This window comes from Syntrophomonas wolfei subsp. methylbutyratica, from assembly GCF_001570625.1.
In the GTDB taxonomy this organism is placed as follows: Bacteria; Bacillota; Syntrophomonadia; order Syntrophomonadales; family Syntrophomonadaceae; genus Syntrophomonas; species Syntrophomonas methylbutyratica.
Window position 1 is genome coordinate 248,415 of record NZ_BBQT01000001.1, and the last position, 24,768, is coordinate 273,182.

Annotated in this window: 13 protein-coding genes; 3 read left to right on the forward strand and 10 right to left on the reverse strand. The window is 48.6% G+C overall.

What is annotated here, in order from left to right:
• Positions 1-5: 5 nt before the first annotated feature.
• From AWB54_RS01120 to AWB54_RS01150, 7 genes are all read right to left on the reverse strand, one after another.
• Positions 6-395: a hypothetical protein gene (locus AWB54_RS01120; RefSeq protein WP_061212801.1), complete on the reverse strand. Its 390-nt coding sequence runs from the start codon at positions 393-395 to the stop codon at positions 6-8.
• A gap of 47 nt (positions 396-442) precedes the next feature.
• A complete protein-coding gene (locus AWB54_RS01125) occupies positions 443-2,716 on the reverse strand; it encodes an S-layer homology domain-containing protein (RefSeq protein ID WP_061212802.1) in 2,274 nt (757 codons plus the stop codon).
• Between the two features lie 749 nt (positions 2,717-3,465).
• Complete coding sequence (locus tag AWB54_RS01130; protein ID WP_061212803.1) at positions 3,466-4,584, reverse strand: copper amine oxidase N-terminal domain-containing protein; 1,119 nt, start codon at positions 4,582-4,584, stop codon at positions 3,466-3,468.
• A gap of 97 nt (positions 4,585-4,681) precedes the next feature.
• A complete protein-coding gene (locus AWB54_RS01135) occupies positions 4,682-6,958 on the reverse strand; it encodes a copper amine oxidase N-terminal domain-containing protein (RefSeq protein WP_061212804.1) in 2,277 nt (758 codons plus the stop codon).
• A gap of 47 nt (positions 6,959-7,005) precedes the next feature.
• The gene (locus AWB54_RS01140; protein WP_061212805.1) at positions 7,006-8,895 is read right to left on the reverse strand and encodes a stalk domain-containing protein; all 1,890 of its coding nucleotides are present in this window, start codon (positions 8,893-8,895) and stop codon (positions 7,006-7,008) included.
• 74 nt (positions 8,896-8,969) lie between these two features.
• On the reverse strand, positions 8,970-10,172 hold the full coding sequence (locus AWB54_RS01145; protein ID WP_061212806.1) for a TolC family protein: 1,203 nt from the start codon (positions 10,170-10,172) through the stop codon (positions 8,970-8,972).
• 197 nt (positions 10,173-10,369) lie between these two features.
• Complete coding sequence (locus AWB54_RS01150; protein ID WP_061212807.1) at positions 10,370-12,583, reverse strand: copper amine oxidase N-terminal domain-containing protein; 2,214 nt, start codon at positions 12,581-12,583, stop codon at positions 10,370-10,372.
• A gap of 453 nt (positions 12,584-13,036) precedes the next feature.
• On the opposite strand from AWB54_RS01150, the gene AWB54_RS01155 reads away from it, so the two are divergent.
• The gene (locus AWB54_RS01155) at positions 13,037-13,618 is read left to right on the forward strand and encodes a sigma-70 family RNA polymerase sigma factor (protein ID WP_061212808.1); all 582 of its coding nucleotides are present in this window, start codon (positions 13,037-13,039) and stop codon (positions 13,616-13,618) included.
• Positions 13,608-14,651, forward strand: a complete 1,044-nt coding sequence (locus tag AWB54_RS01160) for an anti-sigma factor family protein (RefSeq protein WP_061212809.1) — start codon at positions 13,608-13,610, stop codon at positions 14,649-14,651. The genes AWB54_RS01155 and AWB54_RS01160 overlap by 11 nt, the downstream gene beginning before the upstream one ends.
• A gap of 54 nt (positions 14,652-14,705) precedes the next feature.
• Here AWB54_RS01160 and AWB54_RS01165 read toward each other — a convergent pair whose 3' ends face one another.
• Positions 14,706-18,413 (reverse strand): S8 family serine peptidase, encoded by a 3,708-nt coding sequence (locus AWB54_RS01165; RefSeq protein WP_061212810.1) that lies wholly within the window; start codon positions 18,411-18,413, stop codon positions 14,706-14,708.
• Between the two features lie 827 nt (positions 18,414-19,240).
• Here AWB54_RS01165 and AWB54_RS01170 point away from each other — a divergent pair.
• The gene (locus AWB54_RS01170) at positions 19,241-19,696 is read left to right on the forward strand and encodes a COG2426 family protein (RefSeq protein WP_061212811.1); all 456 of its coding nucleotides are present in this window, start codon (positions 19,241-19,243) and stop codon (positions 19,694-19,696) included.
• Positions 19,697-19,831: 135 nt separating this feature from the next.
• Here AWB54_RS01170 and AWB54_RS01175 read toward each other — a convergent pair whose 3' ends face one another.
• Both AWB54_RS01175 and AWB54_RS01180 read right to left on the reverse strand, forming a co-directional pair.
• Entirely contained in the window at positions 19,832-21,739 is a 1,908-nt protein-coding gene (locus AWB54_RS01175) for a polysaccharide biosynthesis protein (RefSeq protein ID WP_061212812.1), read from the reverse strand.
• Between the two features lie 3 nt (positions 21,740-21,742).
• A complete protein-coding gene (locus tag AWB54_RS01180; protein WP_061212813.1) occupies positions 21,743-24,301 on the reverse strand; it encodes an O-antigen ligase family protein in 2,559 nt (852 codons plus the stop codon).
• Positions 24,302-24,768 lie beyond the last annotated feature (467 nt).

Genomic DNA, 24,768 nt, shown 5'->3' on the forward strand with positions numbered 1-24,768 from the left:
AAAATCTAATAAATGTCCACTACCTCAAAGGCAACATCTCCGCCACCCGGTATTACATCACCGTTTCCGGCTGCATAAGTAGCTAAAGAACCTTGAGCATCTCTATATTGTATCTCAGGAAAAGCAGCTATCTCGGGCGCAGTGGCCGAACTACCTGTGAAAATTCCAGTCCACCCTGTTGTCATGCCGTCAATGCTGTACCACATACTTCCAGGATCGGCATTGTCCAAGGCTTCTTGTATCTCGGAAGCATGAGTCGGGTCAGTTAAATACGCTATAGCAAAGGCCTTATTCCCTATAATGACGCTATCAGAGGGAACAGCTGCTACAGCTACTGTTGCATATATCATCACCAGGACACAAGCGATAAGCATTACCTTGGCCGTTTTCTTCACCTTAACTCCTCCTTTCCTGGTAATTGTGTGTCGCTAAAGCATTTTTCCTATTGAATGTCTATGGATACATCGCTTGCAGCTGACGCGACATTAAGGGTTCCCGTTCCGAGAACGGTGGTTCCGTCACTAGCCAGTATACTTACAGTAACACTTTCAGCACTGGTCATATAAGCAGCTGCTACTCCCAAATCCTTTGCAGCCGAAGAAGTCGTTCCATCTGAGACTTTGTATTTCGCTGCTCCGTTTACGGTTGTAGATGTAACGGTTATGGTCTTAAATGCTGCCATGGCACCGCTTCCAACTGCCACGGTGCATACTGCCTTTTTGTCTGCCGGTTCCGGCGGTGTTTCGGATCCGCTTATAGCGATGCTAGTGCTGGCGGCTGCTGTTACGTTAAGGGTGCCGGTTCCGAGAACGGTGGTTCCGTCACTGGCCAATATGGTAACAGTAACACTTTCAGCACTGGTCATATAAGCAGCCGCTACTCCCAGATCCTTTACAGCCGAAGAAGTCGTTCCATCTGAGACTTTGTATTTCGCTCCTCCGCTTACGGTTGTAGATGTAACGGTTATGGTCTTAAATGCTGCCATGGCACCGCTTCCAACTGCCACGGTGCAATCTGCTGTTTTATCTCCCACTGGGGGCTGTACTGCAGTAATAGCGATGCTGGTGCTGGCGGCTGCTGTTACATTGAGCGTGCCGGTTCCGAGAACGGTGGTTCCGTCACTGGCCAATATGGTAACAGTAACACTTTCAGCACTGGTCATATAAGCAGCTGATACTCCCAGATCCTTTACAGCTGATGTAGTTGTTCCATCTGAGACTTTGTATTTCGCTGCTCCGCTTAGACCGGTTGTAGATTTAACGGTAATAGTCTTGAATGCGGACATAGCGCCACTACCTACCGCAACATCCACACTGGCACTGGCTTCAGGTACGGAAACTGAATACGCTAAGCTTGCAACCAGGCTCTGGGTTTGGCCGACTTTGATAGCAATAGCCCTGATGGTGGTTGCCGCATTAATGGTAATAGGAGCGGTATATTTTGTGCTGTTGCTGCTCGGTACGCTTCCATCAAGGGTATAGTAAATAGTAGCTCCGGCTGTAGCGGTGCTCAAAGTAACCTGGGTACCTGCAGGAACCTCACCGGCAGGAGGAGTAGCATTAACGGGTTTAACCCGGTTGCTGTCATCGCTGCTAGTAGTAGGGCCTCCGCCGCCACCGGAGGTTCCAGTTACAGCTACGCCGCCGATATTGGCAGTGATACCGCTGGCTACTTCATAAGCAGTCGGCTTCATCTCGATTACTACATTTGCTACATAAACCACGGCTTTATCAATAGTACCCTGCCCGCTTACCTTCACGGCAGAGTTGGCCAGCAATTCGCTAATAGAGGTGGTTCCGGAAAGAACCACATTTGCTTTGCCTTCGGCCTTCTTGATATTGACTTTGCCCAGTTTGCAGTTTTCAAAATTAACCGTCTCTCCGCCTTTGATAGTAGTGGTCCCCTTTACGGTTACGTTCTTCAGGGTGGCTTCGCCCGAACCTACTCCCTCAGCGATGAGGAGGTCACCGGTTATTACGGCATTCTGCAATATGACACCAGAAGCGGAAATAGTAACATTCCCGTTAATTTCCTGGCTGCCACTGGCAGGTCCATATGTACCGGCTTTGTCTAAAGTGGATATATCGACCGGTTTTTCCGGTGCAGCTTTTACATCTAAAGTGCCGCTGATAACGACAGCAGCTTCAGCTCTGGTGGCATTGGCTTTGGGATCAAAGTTGCCATCGGGGCGTCCTTTAATTACTCCCTGTGCCGAAGCAGTAGACACCGCTTCTTTAGCCCAGGCGGAAATACTGGCATCATCAGGGAAAACCTTGGCTGCGCCTTCGGCTTTCCACCCGGCGGCCTTGACTATCATAACGGCCATCTGTTCCCGGGTGATGGGGTCATTGGGTCCAAATTCCGTGTCGCTATAACCACTGACGATACCGTTGGCATTGGCAGTGGAAATAAAGGCCTTGGCCCAGTGGTCACTGGTATCGGTAAATACTTTTCCGGCTTTTTCTTCTAGTTTGAATGCTTTTACCACCAGGGTGGCAAATTCAGCTCTGCTGATGTTGTTATCCGGTTTGAAGGTACCATCCGGCTGTCCGGCAACCACACCGGCATCCACCATTTTTTGAATGGTATCAGCAGCCCAGTGTCCCTGGACATCACTCAGACCGGGAGCCGCCACAGCGGTCAAACCGGACCCGAAGAAGATGGTCATCGTAAATACGGCTAACACTAACCAGCTCAAATGACTTCTCTTACGCAAATTTTTCCCTCCTTAAACAACTTACTTGAACTCGAAATGCCGCTTGAAACTGATTTTTGTTTACCACCTCCATTGCTATAAGCGAAGCTTTATGAAAGCTTTACTTATTATCAAGAGTCGGGCACAGCCATTCCCATAATTACTATATATGTGCCATTCGCCAATGTATGACAGTACTATGGCTGTTATACATTAGACGATTTGTGCCCAGACCTGGGTTCCATTTGATACCAATGGCAAGCTTTTTTAGACATCGAAACCCTACCCTCTCAGCTTGAAAACCGAAAAAGTAGTAATTCCCGATATTCTGCCTAAAACTAAAGACTGCCAAATTATACACATCCATATAAGTTATTGGCGATTTAATTAATTTTTCCTGCTAAAAAAAGAAAAAAATTATTTTATTTTATCTACGACATACACTTGAAAAGAAATCGTTTTTGAATTTCTTATCACCACCACCCTGGCTGCAGTTTCACTACAAAAATTAAGTATTGGAATGAAAATACTGAAATATGGGGAAACTAATATTTTTTATGAGATGAATTAAGTCTGTGATTAAATGAATTCTACCATAGTATTCATCGGGTGTAAATGATTTCTATGGGTTAAAATGGGCTTGTACAGCACTATCTAACTCTTTCTTGGGTATTATGTGGATATAATAGCAATACCTCCTCTTTTATTATAGAGAAGGGAGGTATTGTCATTATTTGCATATATTTGGCTCATTTATGTTTAAGCGCTGCTTAAACGCCTGGCAGTGTTAGAATAATGGAGTTATTATCAGCATTCCAGTCAACAATTGCTCCCAATGCCTGAACGATATACCTGATGGGAACCATAGTATAACCGGATTCACTGGTTTCAATAGATGTATCCATTACATAGGCCAGCTGTTCATTTACGCTTATGGTATTGTTTCTCACATCAATCCCCAGTATCTTGCTTTCCTGTTTGAGCGTAATCATCTTTGATTCTGCTTCCCATCTTATATCATCAATACCCAGAGCTTCGGCAATGAATCTGATAGGGACATAGGTTCTGTCTTGCTTGATATACGGAGCTAGCGTTATTTCTTTTTCTTCTCCATTAACTTCCGCCTTTTTTTGACCTATGCGAAGCTCTATCCTAACGGCTGCTTGGGCTTTATCCTCCTTATCCGCATCACTACTGCCGCCGCTATCCTTCTCCAGAGTTTTATTGTCCTGCACCGGCTCCTTTTGCGATTGATTATTACCCGGGGACTTGTCTGCTTGCAGGGTTGCTGGGATCGAGCCGCCGGGCAGTATTGCCTTTAAGGCCTGGTTAGAGGGGGAGTCTATATCTATGCAAACATCTCCTTCTATGCTGTCATCAATGTAAACCCGATTGGAGTAAATATAAAGGTAGCAATCCTGGGAATTATCGGGTAAAGCGATTACCTCTAGCAAAACCTCTCCTTTGCTTAAGGAACTTACTGCCAGGGTGGGATTGGCAGCGTTGAATAGTCCATTGGGATTTCCGGCGTGTGCCTCCGGAACCAGAATATAGTTGCAATCAGTTCCATACCTCATGTTTGCGGCATCCAGCATGGTCGTTGTGCTCCATTCCGCACTGCTTTGCAAGCAGGTCATGGCAGTCGACTCATCGGTATCTATGGGGGCTTTGGTCCAGAATGAGTTCAAGGGTAACCTGAAGGTTAGAATATCGCCTTGCTGCAGTTGCCCTGCTATATAATGCCCGGCTATCCCTCCTAATTCATTGACGGTCCCGGGCAGGACAACGGTGTTTTTCATCACTCCATATTCGGCAGCAGGTACGGGCTGGCTTGAAAACATAAATAATAGGGCGAAAAGGATAATGGATAGGAATTTTTTTGTTTTCACAAAGTCACCTCCCCTGTATATAATTTTTTATCTGCCCGGCACAGTCTGACGGTTCTTTTGGGCTCCTGAGAAACAAAAGAACCATCAGATTTTTTCCCTAAGTACCTGGCAGCTCTATCGATACGGAAGAGCTGGCGGCATCCCATTTGACTGTCCGGCCCAGGGCTTCAGCCAGGGCCCTCAAAGGAACCATGGTGCGGCCATCCTTTATATGGGCTGCTGTATCCATACTTATTTCATTACCGTTGCGATAAATAACCTGGTCACCGATTTTTAGCTGGATGATGATATTATCCCGGCTATGTATAGTAACCCGGGCGGCGGTCTGGTCCCAATGAATGTCATCGGGATTTATGCCGGCAGCTAGAGCTGCATAACGGATGGGTACAAAGGTACGGCCCTCCAGTATATATGGTTCCACATCCATGGGGGTGGCCTGCCCGTTGACCTGGTATGTTTTCTCCCCTATCTTGAAGATTATGCTTCCCGCTACCGGGATTGGGGAAAGGGCATCTTTTTTCGCGGGCTGGATAATTTCTTTACTGATACTGGCATTGGCTACCTCACAAACCCAGTCGTGGCTGGGAAAAATAGGATTGGACCCTGCATTTACTTCATTTACTGCCGGACCTCCCAGCTTTATTTGAAGATCGCCATCAGGTAGCATATTATTAAGGTTATATACGATATCTTTGATAAGCAGTTTAGCTGCACTGGAACTGGAATTCTGAATGGGTATAACCAGTCTCTCCCGGTCGCCTTCCTGCTTCAATACGGTTCTGGATAATATCATATCTCCGGCCGTAATTTCCACCTTGGGACTGCGTACCAGCTTTATAGCAGAGGGAAAATCTATCCAGAGCTCGCGGGCCAGGAATACCCGCCCGGCACTTTCGCTTATTTCCAATTCCCCAGCGCTCTGTTCCTGCTTCCCAATAACTAAAGCAGGTTTGGAGGATGAAACCGTAAATGCAGGCTTGACCCGGGCAACAATAATAGCTCCGGATGCTCCGGCGGAACCGGTTACCTTAATTGCCAAGTCACCTCTAAAGTCAGTAGCTAAATCTACCTTACCCTCTTCCAAAATTATCTTACCGGGGCGTTCCCGGCTGCAATCCTCAATTTCGAAACTGATCTGATCTTTTTCACTATTAAGAAGTAACGGGCCTATATCCAGATAATTATCCCCTTCCAGTTTGACCGAGGGGAGTTTGGCCCATTTTGCTCCTTTAGGAAGGGTAAGGGTAACATAACGGTTTCTCACCATAGTTTCAGGAGCATTCTCACTGATAATGATATTGCCGATTTTCTGAGCGCAAAGCCCTCCGTAAGCCTCTCTTGAATTCTGTACGCTCAGGTCTGTTTTCTGCTGGCTATAGCTGCCGGCCTTGAGGCTGCTGACATTAAGCTCAGCATTGCTGTTAAGCTGCAGATTGAGTTCGCCATAGGAGCTTTGCCTATCAGTTAATTGTACCGGGCATTCTATTTCCATTTTGCCGATCGTTGTCGTCCGGAACATGGTCTCAATGCGCAAAGTGGATTGCCCGTACTTATCAACTTCTACACTTATCAAAAAATCATTCTCATCGTAACGGCCATCACCATTATGATCGACACGGAATCCCAGCATGGGGTCAATATAACATTTTTCTTTAATCCATTGATAACCGCCGGGGAGGGTCATTTTAAGATACTCGAAGGTACCCGACATGTTTTCCGTAACTTTAATAGGGCCCAGAACCTGCTCTCTGCTAACTATGAATTGGACTTCACTGGCTTCTACCGTCAAACGGGCGCTCAGGATATTGGCTATGGTAATTGTGCCGGATGAAAAACCAGCTCCCGCGCTATCGATGCTAAGTTCAGCATTGCCCTTGAATCCACGGGGTACTACCACCCGGTTGAAATACAAAACCAGTTCGGGATAATCATCGGGATATTTAATGTTTTCTACCACAATTTCGAAACCCCGGTAATGGCCAGGGTTGTTCCTATCTTCAGCTATAGGGTTAATCTCCACTTTCCGCTTCTGGTCCTCAAAGCCTTTGCCCCTGGCCAATTCCACATCCATCTGCTGGCCCTGGCCATAGATTCCGGCTGAAGTTATATAGAAGTTTCGGGGCAGGCGAAATTCGGCCCAGTAGGATTCGCCGGCAGCAGTAAAGGCATCTTTGGTGCTGGCAGTGATTTTTACAGTGGCCAGGGCACGAGTCTGCTCTTCTTCCTTAAAATCACTGTCCGGGTACTTGGGAAGCTCACCCTGTACCCGGTAGTTAGTGGCCCCAATAGCGTAACCCGAGGGTAGTAGTAATAATATACTGAAAATAAGCAATAAGCCCAATGTTTTTAACACTTTCCACAAATATGCATCCATACTTTATTTTATTCCTCCGGAAATATTTAGGGTTTTAGCAGCATAACTTAATTAGCTGATACCATCTGTATGGTTTGCCGGGCTTGATTCCAATCTACCCGAAAACCGAAGGCCTCTGCAATAAATCGGGCCGGAAGGTAAATATGTCCCTCCTTATTCAGCGGGGTAATATCCATCTCTGCCGTTTTCCCATTGATAATAATACGGTTATTTTTAGTAGATACTTCTACCGTAACTTCATTTCTCAGCAATTTTACACTCTGGGTTGAATCATCCCAAATAATAGCATTCTCGGGTACCCCCAGAGCCAGGGCCAGGTAACGGACCGGGACGAAACTACGCCCGTTTTGCAAAAATGGAATGGCATTCATCGCTCTTATTTCTTCGTCAGAGCGGTATATTTTCTGGCCAATGGTAAATTCGGCCTTAACCTGGCTTTTTTCAGAAAAGGTAGAGAAACGCAATATAAAGTCTTCCTTTAGATTGCCCCCGGTGATATCCTTAAAAGCATCAGCCGGGATTTTTAATGAATAGTTATGATTCTTTTCCAGCTTAACTGTGGGGTCTACTACCAGCGTGTTTCCTTCCATGCTTTTTTGAATACTTATAATATTAGTCAATTCGTCAGTCAAATTTATTCTGTCATATCCCCTATCGGTCAAAACACCCTTGTTCAAGGTGATTCTTATGGTTTTATCCAGAGCAATGTTTTCCGAAGCATGGGGAGGGTCGCAGGCTTTAACCTCCAGAGGGCAGGTTTCGATCGCATACAATTTTCCATCCCGGGAACCCACATAGATGATTCCATCTTCCCCCAGAGCTACGCCTCCTTCTATTCCCCCTACAGGATAGTCCCATATCTTGCTGCCATCCTTGGCGATAGCATAAAGCATTCCTGAGCTATGGCTGGAAGCAACATAAACCGTACCATCGGCTCCCAAAAGCGGAGCGGAACAATTAAATACAGCAGCAGTCCAATTGGCTGTACCGGACGGAGCAAAACGATAAAGAACATCCGCCCCGGCATAGATGCTGCCATCGCAAGCAATAGCCAGGGGGGGATTCACTTCACTGCTACCATTCAAATTATAGGCAAAACGGATCTTACCCTGGGGACTTACCAGATATAATGATTTGCCGGAACAAATATAGATATTGCCATCCTTGTCGAGCGCTGGGGAACTAGTAATAGCTTCTAAATTGCATTTCCACTTTTCCGTGCCATCTGCTTTCAAACAGAAGAGCTTCCCGTCCCGGGTACTCACATAAATGAAACCATCATTCCCTACCGCAACAGCATTGTCTATTCCTGCTGTAGGAAAAATCCATTTTTCGCTGCCATCAGGATTAACCGCATATAAGCGCCCGTCTTTGCCTCCAATATAAAGCGTTCCGTCTGCCCCGATTACGGGTGAAGACTCAAAAATATTATCGGTAATAAAAACCCACTTGAGTGTTCCGTTTGGATTCAACGCATACAAACTGCCATCCTTCGATGATGTATAGATTGTGCCATCAGCCCCTATGGCAGCAGAGGAGACTATTTCATAGCCGGTTCTAAAGCTCCACCTTTCCTTTCCATCTCTATCAACAGCATAGAAGATTCCATTCCTGGCTCCAAAATAAAGAGTGCCATCAGCTCCGATAACCGCTGTCCCCACAATAGGACTGGCGATGGAAAACTCCCACTTAAACCGGGGACTAGTCCCTGCTGTATACCTTGATTGCCGGGTCCAGTTGTCCGCAGCAGGTTGTACCGCTTCACTATCGTAAAGGCCGGCTTGATACCCGCCATAACCGCCCTGGTTCTGGTCAAAAGCTATTTCCTCTGCCCAGGCCTGCTCCGAAGTCAAGAGGGAAGTGCCGCCCCAGGCCATCCCAACGAGAAGCAGAACAAGAACCCCCAGTATGGATAAGCTGGTACTTTTCGTTTTCATTCATTTTCACTTCCCTGCATAATGTTTTAAGCATCGGTAGAAACTGCGGAGCAGTTTCAATACAGCACTGCAAACTACTCTTCCGCTGCACTTGAGGCCGGGCTGCTTCCTGCCGAGCTCAAGTCGGCCGCCCAGGGTTTGCTAAAGGCCAGCTTCATATAGGAGTGGGTTGCAGCCATTTCAAGTGCTGTGTAGCGGGCGCTGTCCAGCTTTTTCTCTTCCGCTTTTACTTCAGCTTCCGTGGCCATGCCTACCTCTAACATCAGGCGTTTCACCCGAAGGTTTTCCTCCGCCATTTTAATAGCTTCCAGGCTGCCGGCATAGGCTTCCTCCAGATTGCGAGTCTGGTAATAGAGGGTACGGGTGGCCATAGCTACCAATTTTTTGGCGCTGGCGGCATCCAGCTCCGCCTGTTCCACTTCAATCCGGCGGGCTTCTCCGGGACGGTACTGCCCGCTGCTGTATATTGTTATATCTTTTAGAAAATTCTTCATGTTTACCATTTCGTCCGCCTGCCAAATTACCGGGGATCTTTCCAGAACACGGGAAACCTCATGTTCCAGATCACTAACTTCCAGAGGCTCAAACTTTATGCTATCACTGAGCTGGGGCCGTTCGGTGATCCAAAGCCCAATATGTTGGTTAAAGCTATTATAAGCATTATCCCGTCCATTCTGCGCAGCGGCTACAGCTGCCTGGGCCCCCGCATACTGAGCTTCCGCTGCCAATACCAGCTGGGTGGGGGATTGGTTGGGAATCAAGGACATTCCTACCTGCTGCGCCATCCGAGCATTCTGTAGCTGGCGCAAGGCCGCTGCCTGGCTGCTTTCAGCTGTTTTTAACTTTTCGACCGCCTTGAGAACTTCCCAGTATTTCTTACAGGTATCAAGAATCACCTTGTCTTCCGCCACCGTAAAAGAACGCTGGCTGAGCTGCCAGGTCAAATCGCTGGCCAGAACATTGGTATAGGCCATTTCTACCGCAGGAATACCTATGTGCCCTACTGGAATATAATCCAGCTGGCTGCCGGCATAATCGCGTATTTCCTTGGTCCGATCCATTTCTTTGCTGGCCTTGCTTAGCGCTTCACTATGCTTTAAAGCCTGGGCAATGGCCGCGTTCAAAGATAACCCTGCTGTCGGTTCTGCTGCCGGGGTTGAAGTCTGCTCGGCCACTGCCGGGGAAGCCGTAATGCCGATGGCCAGGGCCAGTACCAGGGCTAAGGCCATTAAATTACGAAGCCACTTTTTCCGCTGCTTGCTTGCTAATTTGTTCATAATAGAATCAACTCCATATCTATGATTTCTTACCAGAGCTTGCCTTTAGTATAAACAGTTCCCGACTGGCCGGTCAAGCAAAATCAGCTATCGGTACTCCGGCATTGATAAAGACTATAAATAAGATCTGATAGTTAAAACCGGTAATTTTTAATTTAAAAAAAAAGGAGCCCGCTGCGGGCTCCTTTTTTTATCACTTATTTAATGGTTACGGTCTGATTAGCTGCATCCCAGCTGGCGGTAGCTCCGAAAGCATTGGCTACGAAGCTGATGGGCAGCATGGTACGGGAGTTGCTGATTTCAGGAGCAACATCCATAGTTACTGAAGCACCATTAATCACTAGGGCTGTGCTGCCAACTTGAAGTTGGACAACCTTGTCACCCTTCATCAGGGTAACGGTCTGTTTGGCTCCATCCCAGAGGATATTGGAATCGTTAATTCCCAGTGCATAGGCCACATAGCGGATGGGCATATAGGTGCGGCTGTCCTTGATATAAGGAGCTACATCCATGGTCTGCTCTACGCCATTTACCTTGTAGCTGCTGGCACCGATTACAAAGGTTACTTCGTTCTTGTAATCGCCAGGAGCCGGAGTTACGGTAACAGCGTTGGCTACCTTAATTACCGCCTCATCAGATGGCAGAGTCTGGTCTACGGCATTGCCGGTCAGCTTAACAATTACATCTCCCTCAGGAACAGTACGATCCAGGGTGTATTCAACATCACTGAGCAGAATGGTAGAAGCTTCGGAACTGGTCTTGTCGATCGGGAGCAATAGCCAGTTGTCATTCGCAGCCAGTTTAATGTCGAAATCTTTCAGTTTAAGGTTGCCGGCGGTAACTTTAACGGTCGGCTTCTTGGCAAACTTCACGCCATCGGGCAGATCAACCACCAGAGTGGCATTTTGATTGGGGGTTGTTACCAGAGCAGTCTTGTCATAGTTGTTGGCAATTTCAGTTACCTGGTATTTCAGCATGCCGGCGGCAGCTTCGGTGATGGTGATATCGGCTGCCTTCTGGTTGGCAAGACCGATCTTGACATCGTTCTTGCTGGCGGTGGCGTTAATCGGTTTTACCACTTTGCCCAGAACTACTTCATATTTTCCGCCCAGGGCTTTGCCGTCAGCAATAACTTTCAGGTCGCCTTCGGGAGCATCAGGATCCAGGAATATCTTGATATCTTCAAAGGTAAATTCGGTCTTGGTCGGAGCTCCAGCGGCAGCATAGGTAAAGGTCAGTTTATGGCGCTGGTTGTCCAGAGCACATTTTGCACCCTGGTCAGCCGCAAAGGTGCCATTTCCTTTTTCCACTGTAATAGTGGGTATCGCAAACCAGTGAGCATAACTGGGCAATTCCAGACAGAAATCACGTCCGTTTACAAAGCTATCTTTGAGGTTTTCTTTAATGGTCATCTTCTGCAGTTCCTGTCCTGCGAAACCGGCTTTTACGGTCTTGGCATCGCCTTTGCAGAGAACTTCAATACTGTAGTCGGCTACTTTACCGACAGTAAGCTTCTGGGTGGTAACATTGTCACCTTTAACCGTAAACTCTAGCGGACCTCTCAGGTCGCGATCATCTACATCAATTTTCAGGTCGATGTTTACAAATCCAGGGGTAGTGCCAGGAGCAGTTGGATTAACTGTCAGGGTCAACTGGCTGTATCCATCAGCATTCTTGGCTACATTAAAGCTTGCCGGGGTCCAGTTGGCCCAGGTGCAATCTGCAGCAGTGCTGGCGATGGTGATGTCATCAGGAGCCACGATCTTGATCTGTTTGCCAGCTTTGATGGAGTTGGCGCGGTTTTCAGCAATACGGATGGTGCCAACAAGCTTGTTGTTGCCAACCGGAACAGTGGAATCATCCATAACAGTAGCGGTGGTTCCAGCAGAAGAACTGCGGGCTACAACTACTTTGCCCTGGGTGATGCCGGTATTGGGAGCATAAATCTCGATGGCGATGTCAGCATCGGGAGCATCGATGGTAGCAGTAGAAACTCCAGCCACATTGAACAGGAAAGACAAAGATGCCCTGTCCAGAGTGGAGGTCCGGCTGTTAAGAGCGATGGTCAAGCTCTTGTTGCTGCCGGCTACAAATCCCAGGTCAGCAGCGGTCAGGTAAGTTCCATCAGCTACTACATAGCTGGCCAGGGTGGCAGCGGTAGGAACTGCATCATATTCCACACCTGAGGGTAGATTGATGGTAATCTGTTGTCCAGCCGCCAGTGAACCCATGGTGGCACTGGTCTCAGTAATCTTCAGGGTTCCCAGCGTAACTCCGCTATCGGACTGAGATACGGTGGGAATGGTCAAGGCTACATTTTCAGTAGCCGCACTTGCGGTTCCCACTCCGACAAACATGGTTGCCAGCATGGTCAGAACCAGCAGAAGTGCAAAATGTTTTCTTTTAAGCATTTATTTCCCTCCTATAATTTTTCCTTGTTTTATTTTCCTTGTTTTAGGCGTTCAGAACTGTCGCCCTAAATGAGAGGTGATCATCGATAAATTCGATAGTTAAGTCTGCTTTTCTTCTCGCCTCCTTTTTCTAGCCGGTTATATGTAGTTGAATTGCCGGCTGCTCTTGAATCCAGTGCTATTCCCTCTACCGAATTGCCCGGTTGCGGGGGCACTATGGTTTCACTGATTGGTTAGACGCGATGATGAGTCAAAAAGTTCCCAGCCAGGAGAATTATTTTTATTTCTTTCCATTTTTTCTGTGGTTCTGCTGCCAACATGATATAATGAAGCAAAATTTTTACATGAATAATCTGTCCAATTTGTGAAATATGCGGGAACTTTTTTTCACCGCTGACTGTCTAAAAAGATAAGCGGGATGTTTTTCCGCTTCAAGGAGTGTTTTATTTCTTGATGTCAATTAAAAAGCTGGTGGAAAAGGCCAGCCGGGGTGACCTGAGGTCTTTTGAAGAGCTGGTAGTGCTTTACCAGGATCGGGTTTTCTCCCATTGCTTTCGTCTTACTGCCAATAGCGATGATGCTCAGGATTTGGCCCAGGAAGTGTTTATTCAAGCTTTTCGAGCCATCAAGACCTTTCGTCACGAAGCCGACCTTGGCACCTGGCTGCACCGGATTACGGTAAATAGCTGGATAAATTGGCAACGTAGAAACAAAAAACTGCTTATTTTCTCCCTGGATGATCCGGTGAACACCCCGGACGGGGAAGTAATCCGGGAACTGGCGGCGAGCGAGGCCAGTCCGCTGGAAGCCGTGGAACAGCAGGAGTTGAGTGCAGCGGTTAGGACCGCTCTCGATCGGCTGGCCCCTGAGTACCGGACGGTGCTGGTGCTGCGAGAGATGGAGGGCTACAGCTACGAAGAAATTGCCCAAATCTTAGACTGTTCGCTGGGTACGGTGAAATCCCGCATCAGCCGCGGACGGCGGGATATAAAGAAGGAAATAGTTAAATTAAGGTGTGAGTGGGATGATATGTAATGAAGCCAGGGAATTGTTTTCTCTCTGGATAGACCATGAAATAGAAGAGGCAGAGCGTGAAGCCCTGCAGCTGCATCTGGACTCCTGCCCGGATTGCCGGCAGGAACTGGCAGACTGGGAGAGGATTTCGGCTCTACTGCGCGAGTCCCTGGCTAAAGCAGCTGAAGAGCAGACGGCTCCCCCAGAGCTGTCCCGGGTGGTTATGAAAACGTTGCGGGAGCAGGATCAGCCGAAGCGCCTGCCCGGGTGGAAGAAGGGGGCAGCGGGGATAGCGGCGGCACTGGCCCTTTACCTGGGTTCGAGCGGTCTCCTGTGGACTCCGCTCTGGCAGGTGGCGAATAAGGAAGCACCGGTAATTAAAGATCCGGTGCAACAAAGCTCCAAACAGCAGATAGCCGAACAAGCGAGGGAAAAGACGCCTGGCAATAATGCAATAATCCCGGCCGGGAAGCAAGATGACAAAAGCAGCCCGATGGCTCCGCAGGGGATGAGTAAACCAGCGGATAAGAATAATCCCACAGCTCCTGCCGGGCCGGAAAATCCAAATATAGCAGCGGTAGATACTGGTAACCCGACAGCTGCTCCGGTATTTTTGAGTAAAGAAAGAGTACTTGTTTCTACTATTTACAAGCTGGTTCCCTATGATGCGGATCAAGCCAAAGCTCAGCAAGAAGCACAAAAAATAGCGGCAGCAGCTGGAGCTAGCGTACAGTTGCTGGGACAACAGCTCGATGGACAGCGAAGCGCAACGGTTTTAAAGTTTAGCTGCCCGGTTGAAACGGCGGAACAGCTTAAACAGGAATTGTTAGGATTGGGCAGCCGGCTCTCCCTGGAGGAAAATCGTCAGGATCTGACCAGCCGCTTCAACGATACCCTGGAGCAATACCGTATGCTAAGTGCACAGGCGGCTACCGTACATGATAAGGAGCAAGCCAAAGAGCTGGAGATACAGATAAAGGCTCTGGAGAAACAATTGAACAATTGGGATAAAGAAGCAGCCCGGGAGTCCATTGTCCTCTGGCTGGAGACTTAATAAGGCGAAAAAAAAGGTTCCCTTCGAGGGGAACCTTTTTTTTCGCCTTGCATCTTACTCTTCACTCCACATTTTAGCTATAATAGCTGCCGCTTCAGCCCGGCTAAGAGGACGCTCAGCATCAATGTAGCTGCCTCTTGCATAATCCAGATAATCCAACTGCTGCGTATGATATAAATGCCGAAAGGCCTTCATGGCCCAGGAGGGTAATTTATTAAATCTATCCAGAAAGGGAAGCTCCGGCAGGGTTTGCTCTTCCTGCTGGTCATTCTTTTTCTCGCTGCACTGGAGGGCCGCCATAATAACTGCCATTTCCGCCCGGCTAATATTTCTCCAGGGGCGAAAACTCCCATCGGGATAACCCTTAATAATTTCCTGCTCTTGCGCCGCATAAACCGCCCCCAAAGCCCACCAGGGTATTTCCCGATTATCGCTAAAGTAGTTTTGTTCCCTGCTCTCACCGATGTCCCATCCCTGGGCTCGAGCCAGTAGGCAGATGAACTCCGCCCGGCTGATGGATTTCTCCGGCTTAAAACAGCCATCTTCATAGCCGCTGATTATTCCCGCCTCAAGAAGTTTTTTAATCTCGTGCTCCCAGGGATGACCTGCCAGGTCAGAAAATTCTTTACCTGCTTCCTCAGGGGCGAAGCTTAGCAAGGGAAGACTCAAGCCCTTAATAGCTCCACCGGAATGTTCTATGGCGAGGAGAGTGACTTCGTGCTCATCCTCCTTCATTTTGAAAAGCTGACTAAAACTGCCGTCTGCTCCAACCTCCAGGGGAATGCAACCCACATCACTGCGATAAATATAAACCAACGGGCTGCTGCTCCAACCTTGAAGAATTAAGATTCCATTAAGAACATAGGCTTTGGCCTCCAATTGGGGACTGGCTGTTCCAGGCGCAACCTCTACCTCCAGGCGGGCCAGGAATTCGTTGCTCGATCCTGCTATGGCCAGGGTTACGATATTGACCTTTTCACCGGGTATAAGCATTTGCGGAGAAATGTTATATGACCCCTTTATTATCTGAGTATAGCGGCTGATGGAAAGGATAGAGCCATCCTGTAAATTGACCGTCTGCCTGACCGGGTCATATGCAGAAAAATAGCTGCTATCTTCACGGGCACTGTATACTGCATCTACTCTCCAAGCCTTATCTTGATCAGGGCAATTAATTACCCGCACCCAGGTTCCTGGAAGCAGAGAAAGAACCCCGGCCTGCAAGCCGCTATGGAAGATTTCCGTCTGTGTATCCAACGGCACCTTTCGAAAACTGCTAGAGTTAGCCTTGCTCTCCTGAATATATAGCATTTTTTCCCGCTCACTGTAAAAGAGAACACGCCCGTAATATACCTCGCTGCTAACCAGCAAATGGAGGATATTATTAGTGCCGTTTAATAAAAGCGCAGCAATATGATCGCCGGTTTTAACTTCTTCCAATTTACCCGCCTGTTGATCCTTAATTATGGTGTTTCCCGGGAAAAGCCGGTAGCTCTGGCCTGATTCCAATTTTATTTCTCCCTCTTTGGCGTCTACCTCTGCTGCCTGTCCTAAAGCCAAATCTCTTTCTACCTTTATGTATTGTATCTCCTGGTTGCTGGGGGATAGCGTAAGCGTTACTTTCAGACCGGGAGCCAGGTTTTCCAATCGCGCCACCTGTTCGGTACCGTAGGGAGCGTCTACCGGGTCGCAGTCTATAAGCCTATCCAGGTAGGAGATAACTACATGCTCTGCTATACGATAGTTTCGCTCATCATGTAAAAGCTTAAGTTCCCGCTGTTCAGGATTTAATGTTTCAATGAAACCATCAACCTCCTCATAAGCCGCCTTAAGCTGCCAGATAGTTTGTTGGCTGGGATTAATCAGAGCATTTACCTCGGAACCGGGAGGTACTGTTGTGCTGTCATTTACCGGAATTTTATTGAGAAGAATCCTGCCTTCGCCTGTAAGGCTGGGATCAATAAAGAAACCGCCTTCACGAAGCTGCTTGTTCATTTCTAAAAGCAATTTCTCCGTATAGCCTAAACCTTCTGACAAAACTTGAACTCCACGAGCCAACCAGCTGCGGCTAACAATATAGATCTTCTGGCCTATAGAGTAGTAGTCGCTCCCCTCCGGAATTTCTGCCGTTTGCTCCTGCATCCGGCCATTGGAGAGCTTAAAAAGCTGTAGTCCGGAAGTATCTTTTTGCTCTCCTTGTGATAGTTTTAATATCTGCCCTTGCTGTTTGCGGATAATATCATGTTCCAATGCCTGCCCATACACCAGGGCAAATTTCTGGGAGCGATCCAGGCGGGTGCCGCGCACAGTTATTTTATATTCACCGGGGACTGCATCTTTAATATGAATCTGTTCGACATTATTGGCTGTATCTGTTTGACCCTGTCCCCGGAAATCATTTCCATAAAAAATTCGTCCCTGGGGATCTTCTACACTTAGATCAAGATTGTTGACCAGGGTATGCTGAGAAGCAGGTGCTGCCGGGGGATCCACCCAGGCCAGGGTAACCTTGAAGTCTCCCCCCCCCTCGGTCAAACGGGCCTGGTATTTCACGTTCTCTCCGTTATGTATTCCATTATCATTATCTATAATTTGAAAACTGCCTTCCTGTAAAGCCAGCACTGTTCCAGCTAAATCCAGGACTCCAAAGCCCTCTTCGTTAGAAGGAAATCCCCCTGGAGTACGCGCTCCATTTATTAGTAAAGCCTTCATTAAGGCAGATGAAGGCCGGCTCATTTGCCGCTCTAACTCCAGATATTCGCTCAAGAGTGCCAGGGCACCGCCGGTAACAGCTGCAGCCATGCTGCTCCCCCCCATCAGGGTATAATCCGGGTTGGGAGCATAATTGCTTTCCAGCAGACGGGAGCAGACGGAAACAACTGCCGAACCTGGAGCTAGGAGATCAGGCTTTATGCGTCCATCCGCCGCTGGCCCTCGACTGGATGAAGCAGCAATCTGCTCAGCATAACGGGCTTCCGGACCAAAGGCAGGCCGGGGCAGCTGACTGCATCCGATGGTAAGGGCATTCTTGCTATTGGCCTCGGCCGTTAGACTGGCTTTCTCCGGCCCGTTATTTCCCGCTCCAAAAACGGGAAGGAAATCCGGAAAACGATAGACGAACTGGTCAATCTGGGCACTACGGCCAGAGTAAGCATTACTCCCTCCTCCCCATCCATTTACATGAATCCTTACACCAGCCTCATAAGCTGGGCGGAAAAGCTCTCCTATCTGCTCGGGCAATTTGAGCTGGCCTGCCTGATCCAGGAGGGCCTGGAAATACAAGCTGGCCCCGGGGGCAATCCCGCGGTATTTTCCCGCGGAGGCATTGCCACTCCCGGCTATGGTAGCTGCCATGTGGGTTCCATGCCCTATGGGATCATCGGGTAGACTTCTGCCAGCATAGGATTTTAACATTGCCACTCGGGGCATTTTCCCTGCTTCACTCTGCAGGTCAGGATGAAGGTCGGAAATGCTGCCTTTATCCAGGCCGCTGTCAGCAATACCGATTATTTGTCCCTTTCCGCTCAAGCCAGAGGGGGTTAAAAGCCCCGGAGCAAGTAGGATATTAGAGGCTATTATGTCTGCCGTACGATCATTAAGCAGTTCTGTCTCGCTGCTCGCTTCACCCGGCCCAGCCAGAACTGGTCCCGGAAATAATAGCAGGAATAGGAGCATAAGAGCTATTGTCTTATCTTTTAAAGATCTGCCTGGCTTTTTTTGCTTATTTTGCTGGTATAAATGTTCTGTTCGCAGTAGAGTCATACTTTCACTACCTCAATATTTTTGGGGTGTCAAGGGGACGGTCCTTTTGACACCGTAGCCTTACTCCTCACTTTTCTTGCTAAATCCCTGGTTAGGCCGTAATAAGACCAGTTCAAGTTTTGCGTGGAACGGCTTTTGCAAAGCCTTTATATCAACTAATGCTTATTTATCTAAGCAAAAGCAATTTGCTTGGATGTTCTGTTCTTCCTTTCATCTATGTTTTTATCAGTAGTTTAGGGCTACGCCAACATTATATATATACACTAGGTTTCGCTATTTTCTTACACTACTCCTCCTCCGGGTTTTTTCCTTTATTTATCATTGATTCTACTGCAAAAAGTTATTAATATTCATTGGCTTGTATAAATATACCGCTCCAGCGTCCTTAATAGCGACCGCAGGGAGCATCAGTTGTGCCCGACAGGGCGCTTCGCATGGGCAACACCTGCGGCTTGTCTCGCGGCTCAAGGGGTACACGCTAACCTCCCATCCATGGTCGTCAACCTTAATAGTGACACCCGCAAGGTGGAACACCAGGAGTACCCGGAGGGTGATAGCGCTCTCGCGACGTCCTGTCGCTCGCCCCCTTTCGCCTGCTCGCCTTCGCCGGGCGTTGCAACCATGCTTCGCCAACGCTCGCTTTGTATATTTATGCAACCCTTATGCAACAAAAGGGGTTTTCGCAGTGGAGTCATAATTTACTGTGGATAACTGATAATGGGGACATTTTTCACCTGCTTATAAAAGAGGATAGCACCGGCAGCAAGGCGAATATTTATGTATGTAAAAGTGAGACGTAAAGGATTAAGTTAAAAGGAGAGCATCATTTGGAACATAGTATATTTATGGTAATAATAGCGGCCATGACTCCGGTAGTAGAATTGCGCGGGGCCATACCCCTGGGACTGGCTCTGGGGATACCCCCGGCCGAAGTATTCTTGCTTTCGTTAATAGGCAATATCCTGCCTATCCCTTTTATCTTACTGGGGATAAGGTGCTTGCTTAATGAAATAAAAAAAATACCCCGACTGCATAACTGGATAGACCGCAAGGGTAAAAAAGGGGCCGGATTGCTTAATGAAAAAATACGACGATGGGGTTGGTTAGGTCTGATGATATTTGTCGCTATCCCCCTCCCCGGAACCGGAGCATGGACCGGGGCCCTGGCTGCAAGCTTTCTTAGCCTGAAGTTTTGGCCTTCCTTCCTGGCCATCGTTGGGGGAGTTTTGATTGCTGGCCTCCTGGTTACCGGTGCCAGCCTGGGAGTAATATCATTTTTTTAAAAGGTGAGCGGCCCGGTTTTGCCGGGCTTTTATAAAAACAGAGGCGGGCTCTACTCCTCCACCTCGTTGTAACGCTGTGTTGAAACTGCTCCCCAGTTTATTCCGATGCTTAAAAATGATGATTCCACTGCTCCACTATTTAATCCCGCTGCTTTTCTTTATCCGGTTGCCTCTTTCTTCTAAATAAATTACTTCGCCCCGGGGGATAGGTTTTTCGTTTGCTTCGCTCCCGCAGTATTCCGGGATGAGTTCCTGGATGAACCGCATTATCTCGTTTCTATCGGGGGGTAGATTTTTTATCCAGGCAGCGATATTATTTCTTATCCCGTTGTAACGCTCATCCAGTTCTTTGCTGGAAATGAAGATGCGCTGGTGCCGGGTGGCGGCCATTTCTTCGTAGCCGGAAAAGAGTTCTTCGTAAAGCTTCTCTCCCGGCCTTATGCCGGTGTATCTAATTTCAATGTCGAGTTCCGGGTCATAGCCTGACAACCTGATTAAGTCGTTGGCCAGATCCGCTATCTTTACCGGTTCTCCCATATCGAGCACAAAGATTTCTCCCCCTTGGGCAATGGCTCCGGCTTGAATGACCAGCTCCACTGCTTCGGGTATGGTCATAAAGTAGCGGGTCATATCGGGGTGGGTTACGGTAAGGGGCCCCCCTTTTTGAATCTGTTTTAGAAAAGTGGGGACTACGCTGCCGCGGCTGCCCAGCACATTACCGAAGCGTACGGCAGCAAAACGGGTCTGGCTGCTGCGGTTTATATCCTTCGCAATCAACTCGGCTATACGCTTGCTGGCCCCCATGACATTGGTAGGGTTGACCGCTTTGTCGGTGGATATCAGTATAAAAGTCTCGCTTCCATATTTATCGGCCATTTCCGCTATGTTCCTGGTACCCAGGACATTATTGTTCAAGGCTTCGTCCGGGTGCATTTCCATCATGGGGACATGCTTGAAAGCAGCCGCATGGAATATAACCTGGGGAAAATGCTTTTCGAAAACGGACTGCATTTTTTCCCGGTTGCGGACATCAGCGAGTTCTGCTTCCAGAGCCTGTTCCGGAAAGGATTCACGCAGTTCGTTGTCTATATCGAAAAGGTTGTTCTCACTGCATTCCAAAAGTATCAAGCGTTGGGGCCGGTGCCGGCAGACCTGCCGGCAGAGTTCGGAGCCGATGGAACCGCCCGCTCCGCTGACCAGTACTGTTTTACCCTGCAGGTAAGCAGCAATCTCCTCCAGATCAATTTTAACCGGCTCGCGTCGCAGCAAGTCTTCCAGTTGGACATCGCGAATCTTACTGCGGCTGTGTAGAAGGTCGTCGGCTCCTTCAAATATCCGCAGCCGAACTCCGGTCGCCTGGCAAATATTCACTATTTCCCTTATGGTCCTGCCTTCTGCCGAAGGCATGGCAATAATAATTTCTTCTATCCCGTGGCTGGCGGTGAGAAAAGGAATCTGCTCCCGGCTTCCGAGCACCGGAATGCCAAAAATACTGAGCTTCTGCTTCAGGGGACTGTCATCTATGAAACCTACCGGAAGCAGGTTTAAGGACTGGTTGTTATTCAGTTCCCGGGCTACCATGGCCCCGGCATCGCCGGCCCCGATAATCAAGGTTCTTTTAGCTTTTTTGTTGGATTCCTTAATAATGAGATCCCGCAGCAGGCGCCAGCTCAAGCGGGAGCCGCCAATGAATATAATCATGAAAACCCAGGACATTATGTATACGCTGCGGGGCAGGTAGGACAGGGGTATGGTGTATATCAGTATAATTACTATAGCGGTGCTGGTAGTGACTGCCTTTACTATCCCATATAATTCGCCAATGCTGGCATACTTCCACATACGGTGATAAAGGCGCATAGCGTACAGAGCTCCCAGGGTAATAAATGTATACCAGGGGATCAAGGAGAAAAAAGCTGTCAGGTAATTGGCGGGGATTCCCCCTTCACCTTCGAAGCGCAACCAGAGGGAAAACCCGATGGAGAGGTTTATCAGGCAGCTATCGAATAATAACATTAGAATTAAACGAAGCCAATAAGTCATATATTACTCCTTCGTGCCGGTGCAGCGGTTCGACTTTCCTGCTTCACTCTTTGCCGGCAATGCCTGCAATTGCAGCAAGCTGCGGTAGAGGGCGGCCGACTGGGGATTGCTTGAATGCAGTCCCAGGGCCAGAGCTTCGGCCTGTTCTTGTTCACCGCTGCGATAGAGAGCGGCCAGGTGCCAGGCTGGAGTTTCCGGGGACTGCCATGAGCCGTCCTGAACCATGGGCAGCAGGGGTTCTATCGTTGCCCGAGCTTCCGGGTACTGACCCAGCAGGTAGTAAGCCTTGCCCAGGCTAAGCTGGGCGGCAGGGCTTAATTCCAGGGGCTGGCCCGACCAGTATGGATAAGCCGCCTTCACCGGGTCGATGGCTTCTTTCTTGATTTGCAATTCCCGGTTTTGTTCCACAATACTCTCTGCGTAAAATGCAGCTTTCTCTGCCTGCTTATTATTAAGATGAAGTTCAACCGCCTTGAGAGCCAGTTGTATTACCCCTTCATAAGCATTGATATCGTTGGGGTTGCATCGTATCGCCCACCGGGCCTCTTCTATCGCTCCTTCCGGGTCATTGAGTCCAATGCATAGATTGGCCAGGCTATTGCGCAGCTTAATACTATAGGGGCCAAGTTCTCCGGCCTTTTTTATCTCCTGCCGGGTTAGCTCATAACACTCCCGGGCCATTGGGTTCTTCGACTGGACCGCCTGGATAAACTGCAGGGCGCAGGCCTGGGCCAGGCCAGCATGGTAGTCTGCATTTAATGGGTCGAACTGGGTGGCTTTTTGGTATAAACTCCGGGCTATGAGAATTTCAGCTTCCTTTTCCTGCAATTGCTGTTCTTCACTGATCTCCTGCAACAATCCGTTTCCTTCGCGGGCTGAGCTGTGGGCCAGGCTAAAACTGCTGCCGGCAATAATAATCATAAAGGCCAGGATTGCGGCCAGGCTGGTATTCATAACCGGCTTGTGTTGCAGAAGCCTCTTTTCTTCCTTACTCGCCTCCAGCCTGCTGCCTGCATTAAGCAGGGCAAAAAGGGTCCACAACAATATGGCCATAGCCCCCAGGGAAAGATCAAAATCCATGGCGGCATGGAGACCAAAGGCCAGAGCAGCCGTAGCGGTTCCCCAATTAAGAATCCAGCTATCACCGGTGGCTTGTCCCCGCTCCCGTTTTCCTCTGTATATTTTCCACAAAGCCAGGAAGAAACCAATCCATATGGAGATAAAGGCTATGAAGCCTATGGTTCCTGCTTCCACCCAGACCTGTACAAAATGATTATGGGTTTCAGTAGTCCAGGCCAGGTAATCTTGATATTGATGGTAGAGGGCATTCCAACCCCCGGCTCCGGCACCAACGAGAGGATAATCCTTCACTATCGCCAGTCCCCAGTGGGCATAATCCATGCGGGAAGAGTAGCTGGTACCGGTGGTGTCCTTTATCTGGGAAAATCTTGCGGTCAGGTTTTCGGGGAGTATTTGTTGGGCTGACTGTGGTATCTCGGGCAAGCGGATCACCAGCAACATCAGCAGAATAAGCAGGGATGCTGCATAAGCAGCCAGGGCCCGTCCTCCCCACTTCCGCTGCAAGAATATCCCCAGGTCCCAGACCGCCTGACCAGCCAGTACTATTATGAAGCCCAGCAGGAGTTTCTGCAGGGCTATGCCGGGTTCCTGTTGGGTCACTACCGGCAGAGCGGCCATAAACTTGCCGTATGTTGCCAGAGCCGCCACTCCGGCTAACCCCAGTATATAAAGGGATTTCAGCCGGTAAAGCCCGGGCATGCCAATAAGGAGGAGTAAGGCTCCCACAAACAGGATAACCCAGGCCCCTTTGGAGAAAGCAGCCAGGACTACCAGAAGGAGGAGGTAAATGCAGCTGCCGTAAATCAGCTTTAATAATGGATTCTTTTCTCTAATCCACAGGGTGACCCCGAGCAGGCTAATAACCGCCAGGTAGGCGGCAGTGGTATTAGGATACTGCAAGGTAGAGAGAATTCTAATGCTATTAGGGTCAAAAGCTGAGGGATAATCCGAAATTCCCACTGCAGCCAGGATGCCGATCAGCGCTACCCCTGCTCCGGAAGCCAGGATAACTCGCAGAATATCCTCATAACGGCGGTAGTCCCGCACGACCTGGCTTACCATCCAGTAAATCATAAAGTAGTTCAAGGCCTTCAGAAAGCCATAAAAGGCTTCACCAATATGTACGGCTCCAATGAGGGAGAGGAGGTAGGCTCCGGCATAAGCCAGGATGGCCCAATCCAGAGGGGTTTCGATGAAGCTGAATTCCCTGCGCTTTATTTTCTCTATCCAAAGCAGGATGAAGACCAATCCGGTGAAAGTATGGTAGAGAAACATATCCTCACTAAAGAAAAGGCCGCGGAAATAAGGAGGATAAAATATTAGAAAGCCTACGGCAATAAAGACCAGGGTGTAGTACCAGGCTTCGACCCGGCGAAGTTTGAGGGATGGGGATAGACCCCTTGTGGGGGACTGTTCCCGTAGAGTATCCTTAATAGAATTCCCTTTTATATTCTTTTGCTGCTGTTTTTTCTTTTTAGCCATTGTTTCTCCAGTTGTTAAGCGATAGCCAATACGATTAGCTTAGAGTTTATTTCGCGTTATTTTTACACCATTTAGCATATCATATTAGCTATTCCATATTATTTGCTTTTTTCCTGCATTTCCTGCAGATTTTTTCCTTCACCATTTCCAGCCAGTCTTAAGGATTCAAGCAAAATCATTTAAAAAAGCTCAACTAGCGGTTTTAAACTGATAGTTGACTCTACTGCAAAAACCCCTTTTGTTGCATGAGGGTTGCATAAATATACAAAGCGAGCGTTGGCGAAGCATGAATGCAACACCCGGCGAAGGCGAGCAGGCGAAAGGGGGCGAGCGACAGGACGTCGCGAGAGCGCTACTGACCAGGATGGGAGATTAGCGCGGCACCCCTTGAGCCGCGAGACAAGCCGCAGGTGTTGCCCATGCGAAGACTGCGAGCGGTATATTTATGCAAGCTAATGCATATTTAT

Bases quoted from the DNA above. Each gene is read 5' to 3' on its own strand.
- AWB54_RS01180 (WP_061212813.1), bottom strand. From the start codon at position 24,301: ATGGCTAAAAAGAAAAAACAGCAGCAAAAGAATATAAAAGGGAATTCT.
- AWB54_RS01175 (WP_061212812.1), bottom strand. From the start codon at position 21,739: ATGACTTATTGGCTTCGTTTAATTCTAATGTTATTATTCGATAGCTGC.
- AWB54_RS01165 (WP_061212810.1), bottom strand. From the start codon at position 18,413: ATGACTCTACTGCGAACAGAACATTTATACCAGCAAAATAAGCAAAAA.
- AWB54_RS01135 (WP_061212804.1), bottom strand. From the start codon at position 6,958: ATGGATGCATATTTGTGGAAAGTGTTAAAAACATTGGGCTTATTGCTT.
- AWB54_RS01155 (WP_061212808.1), top strand. From the start codon at position 13,037: ATGTCAATTAAAAAGCTGGTGGAAAAGGCCAGCCGGGGTGACCTGAGG.
- AWB54_RS01145 (WP_061212806.1), bottom strand. From the start codon at position 10,172: ATGAACAAATTAGCAAGCAAGCAGCGGAAAAAGTGGCTTCGTAATTTA.
- AWB54_RS01140 (WP_061212805.1), bottom strand. From the start codon at position 8,895: ATGAAAACGAAAAGTACCAGCTTATCCATACTGGGGGTTCTTGTTCTG.
- AWB54_RS01160 (WP_061212809.1), top strand. From the start codon at position 13,608: ATGATATGTAATGAAGCCAGGGAATTGTTTTCTCTCTGGATAGACCAT.
- AWB54_RS01150 (WP_061212807.1), bottom strand. From the start codon at position 12,583: ATGCTTAAAAGAAAACATTTTGCACTTCTGCTGGTTCTGACCATGCTG.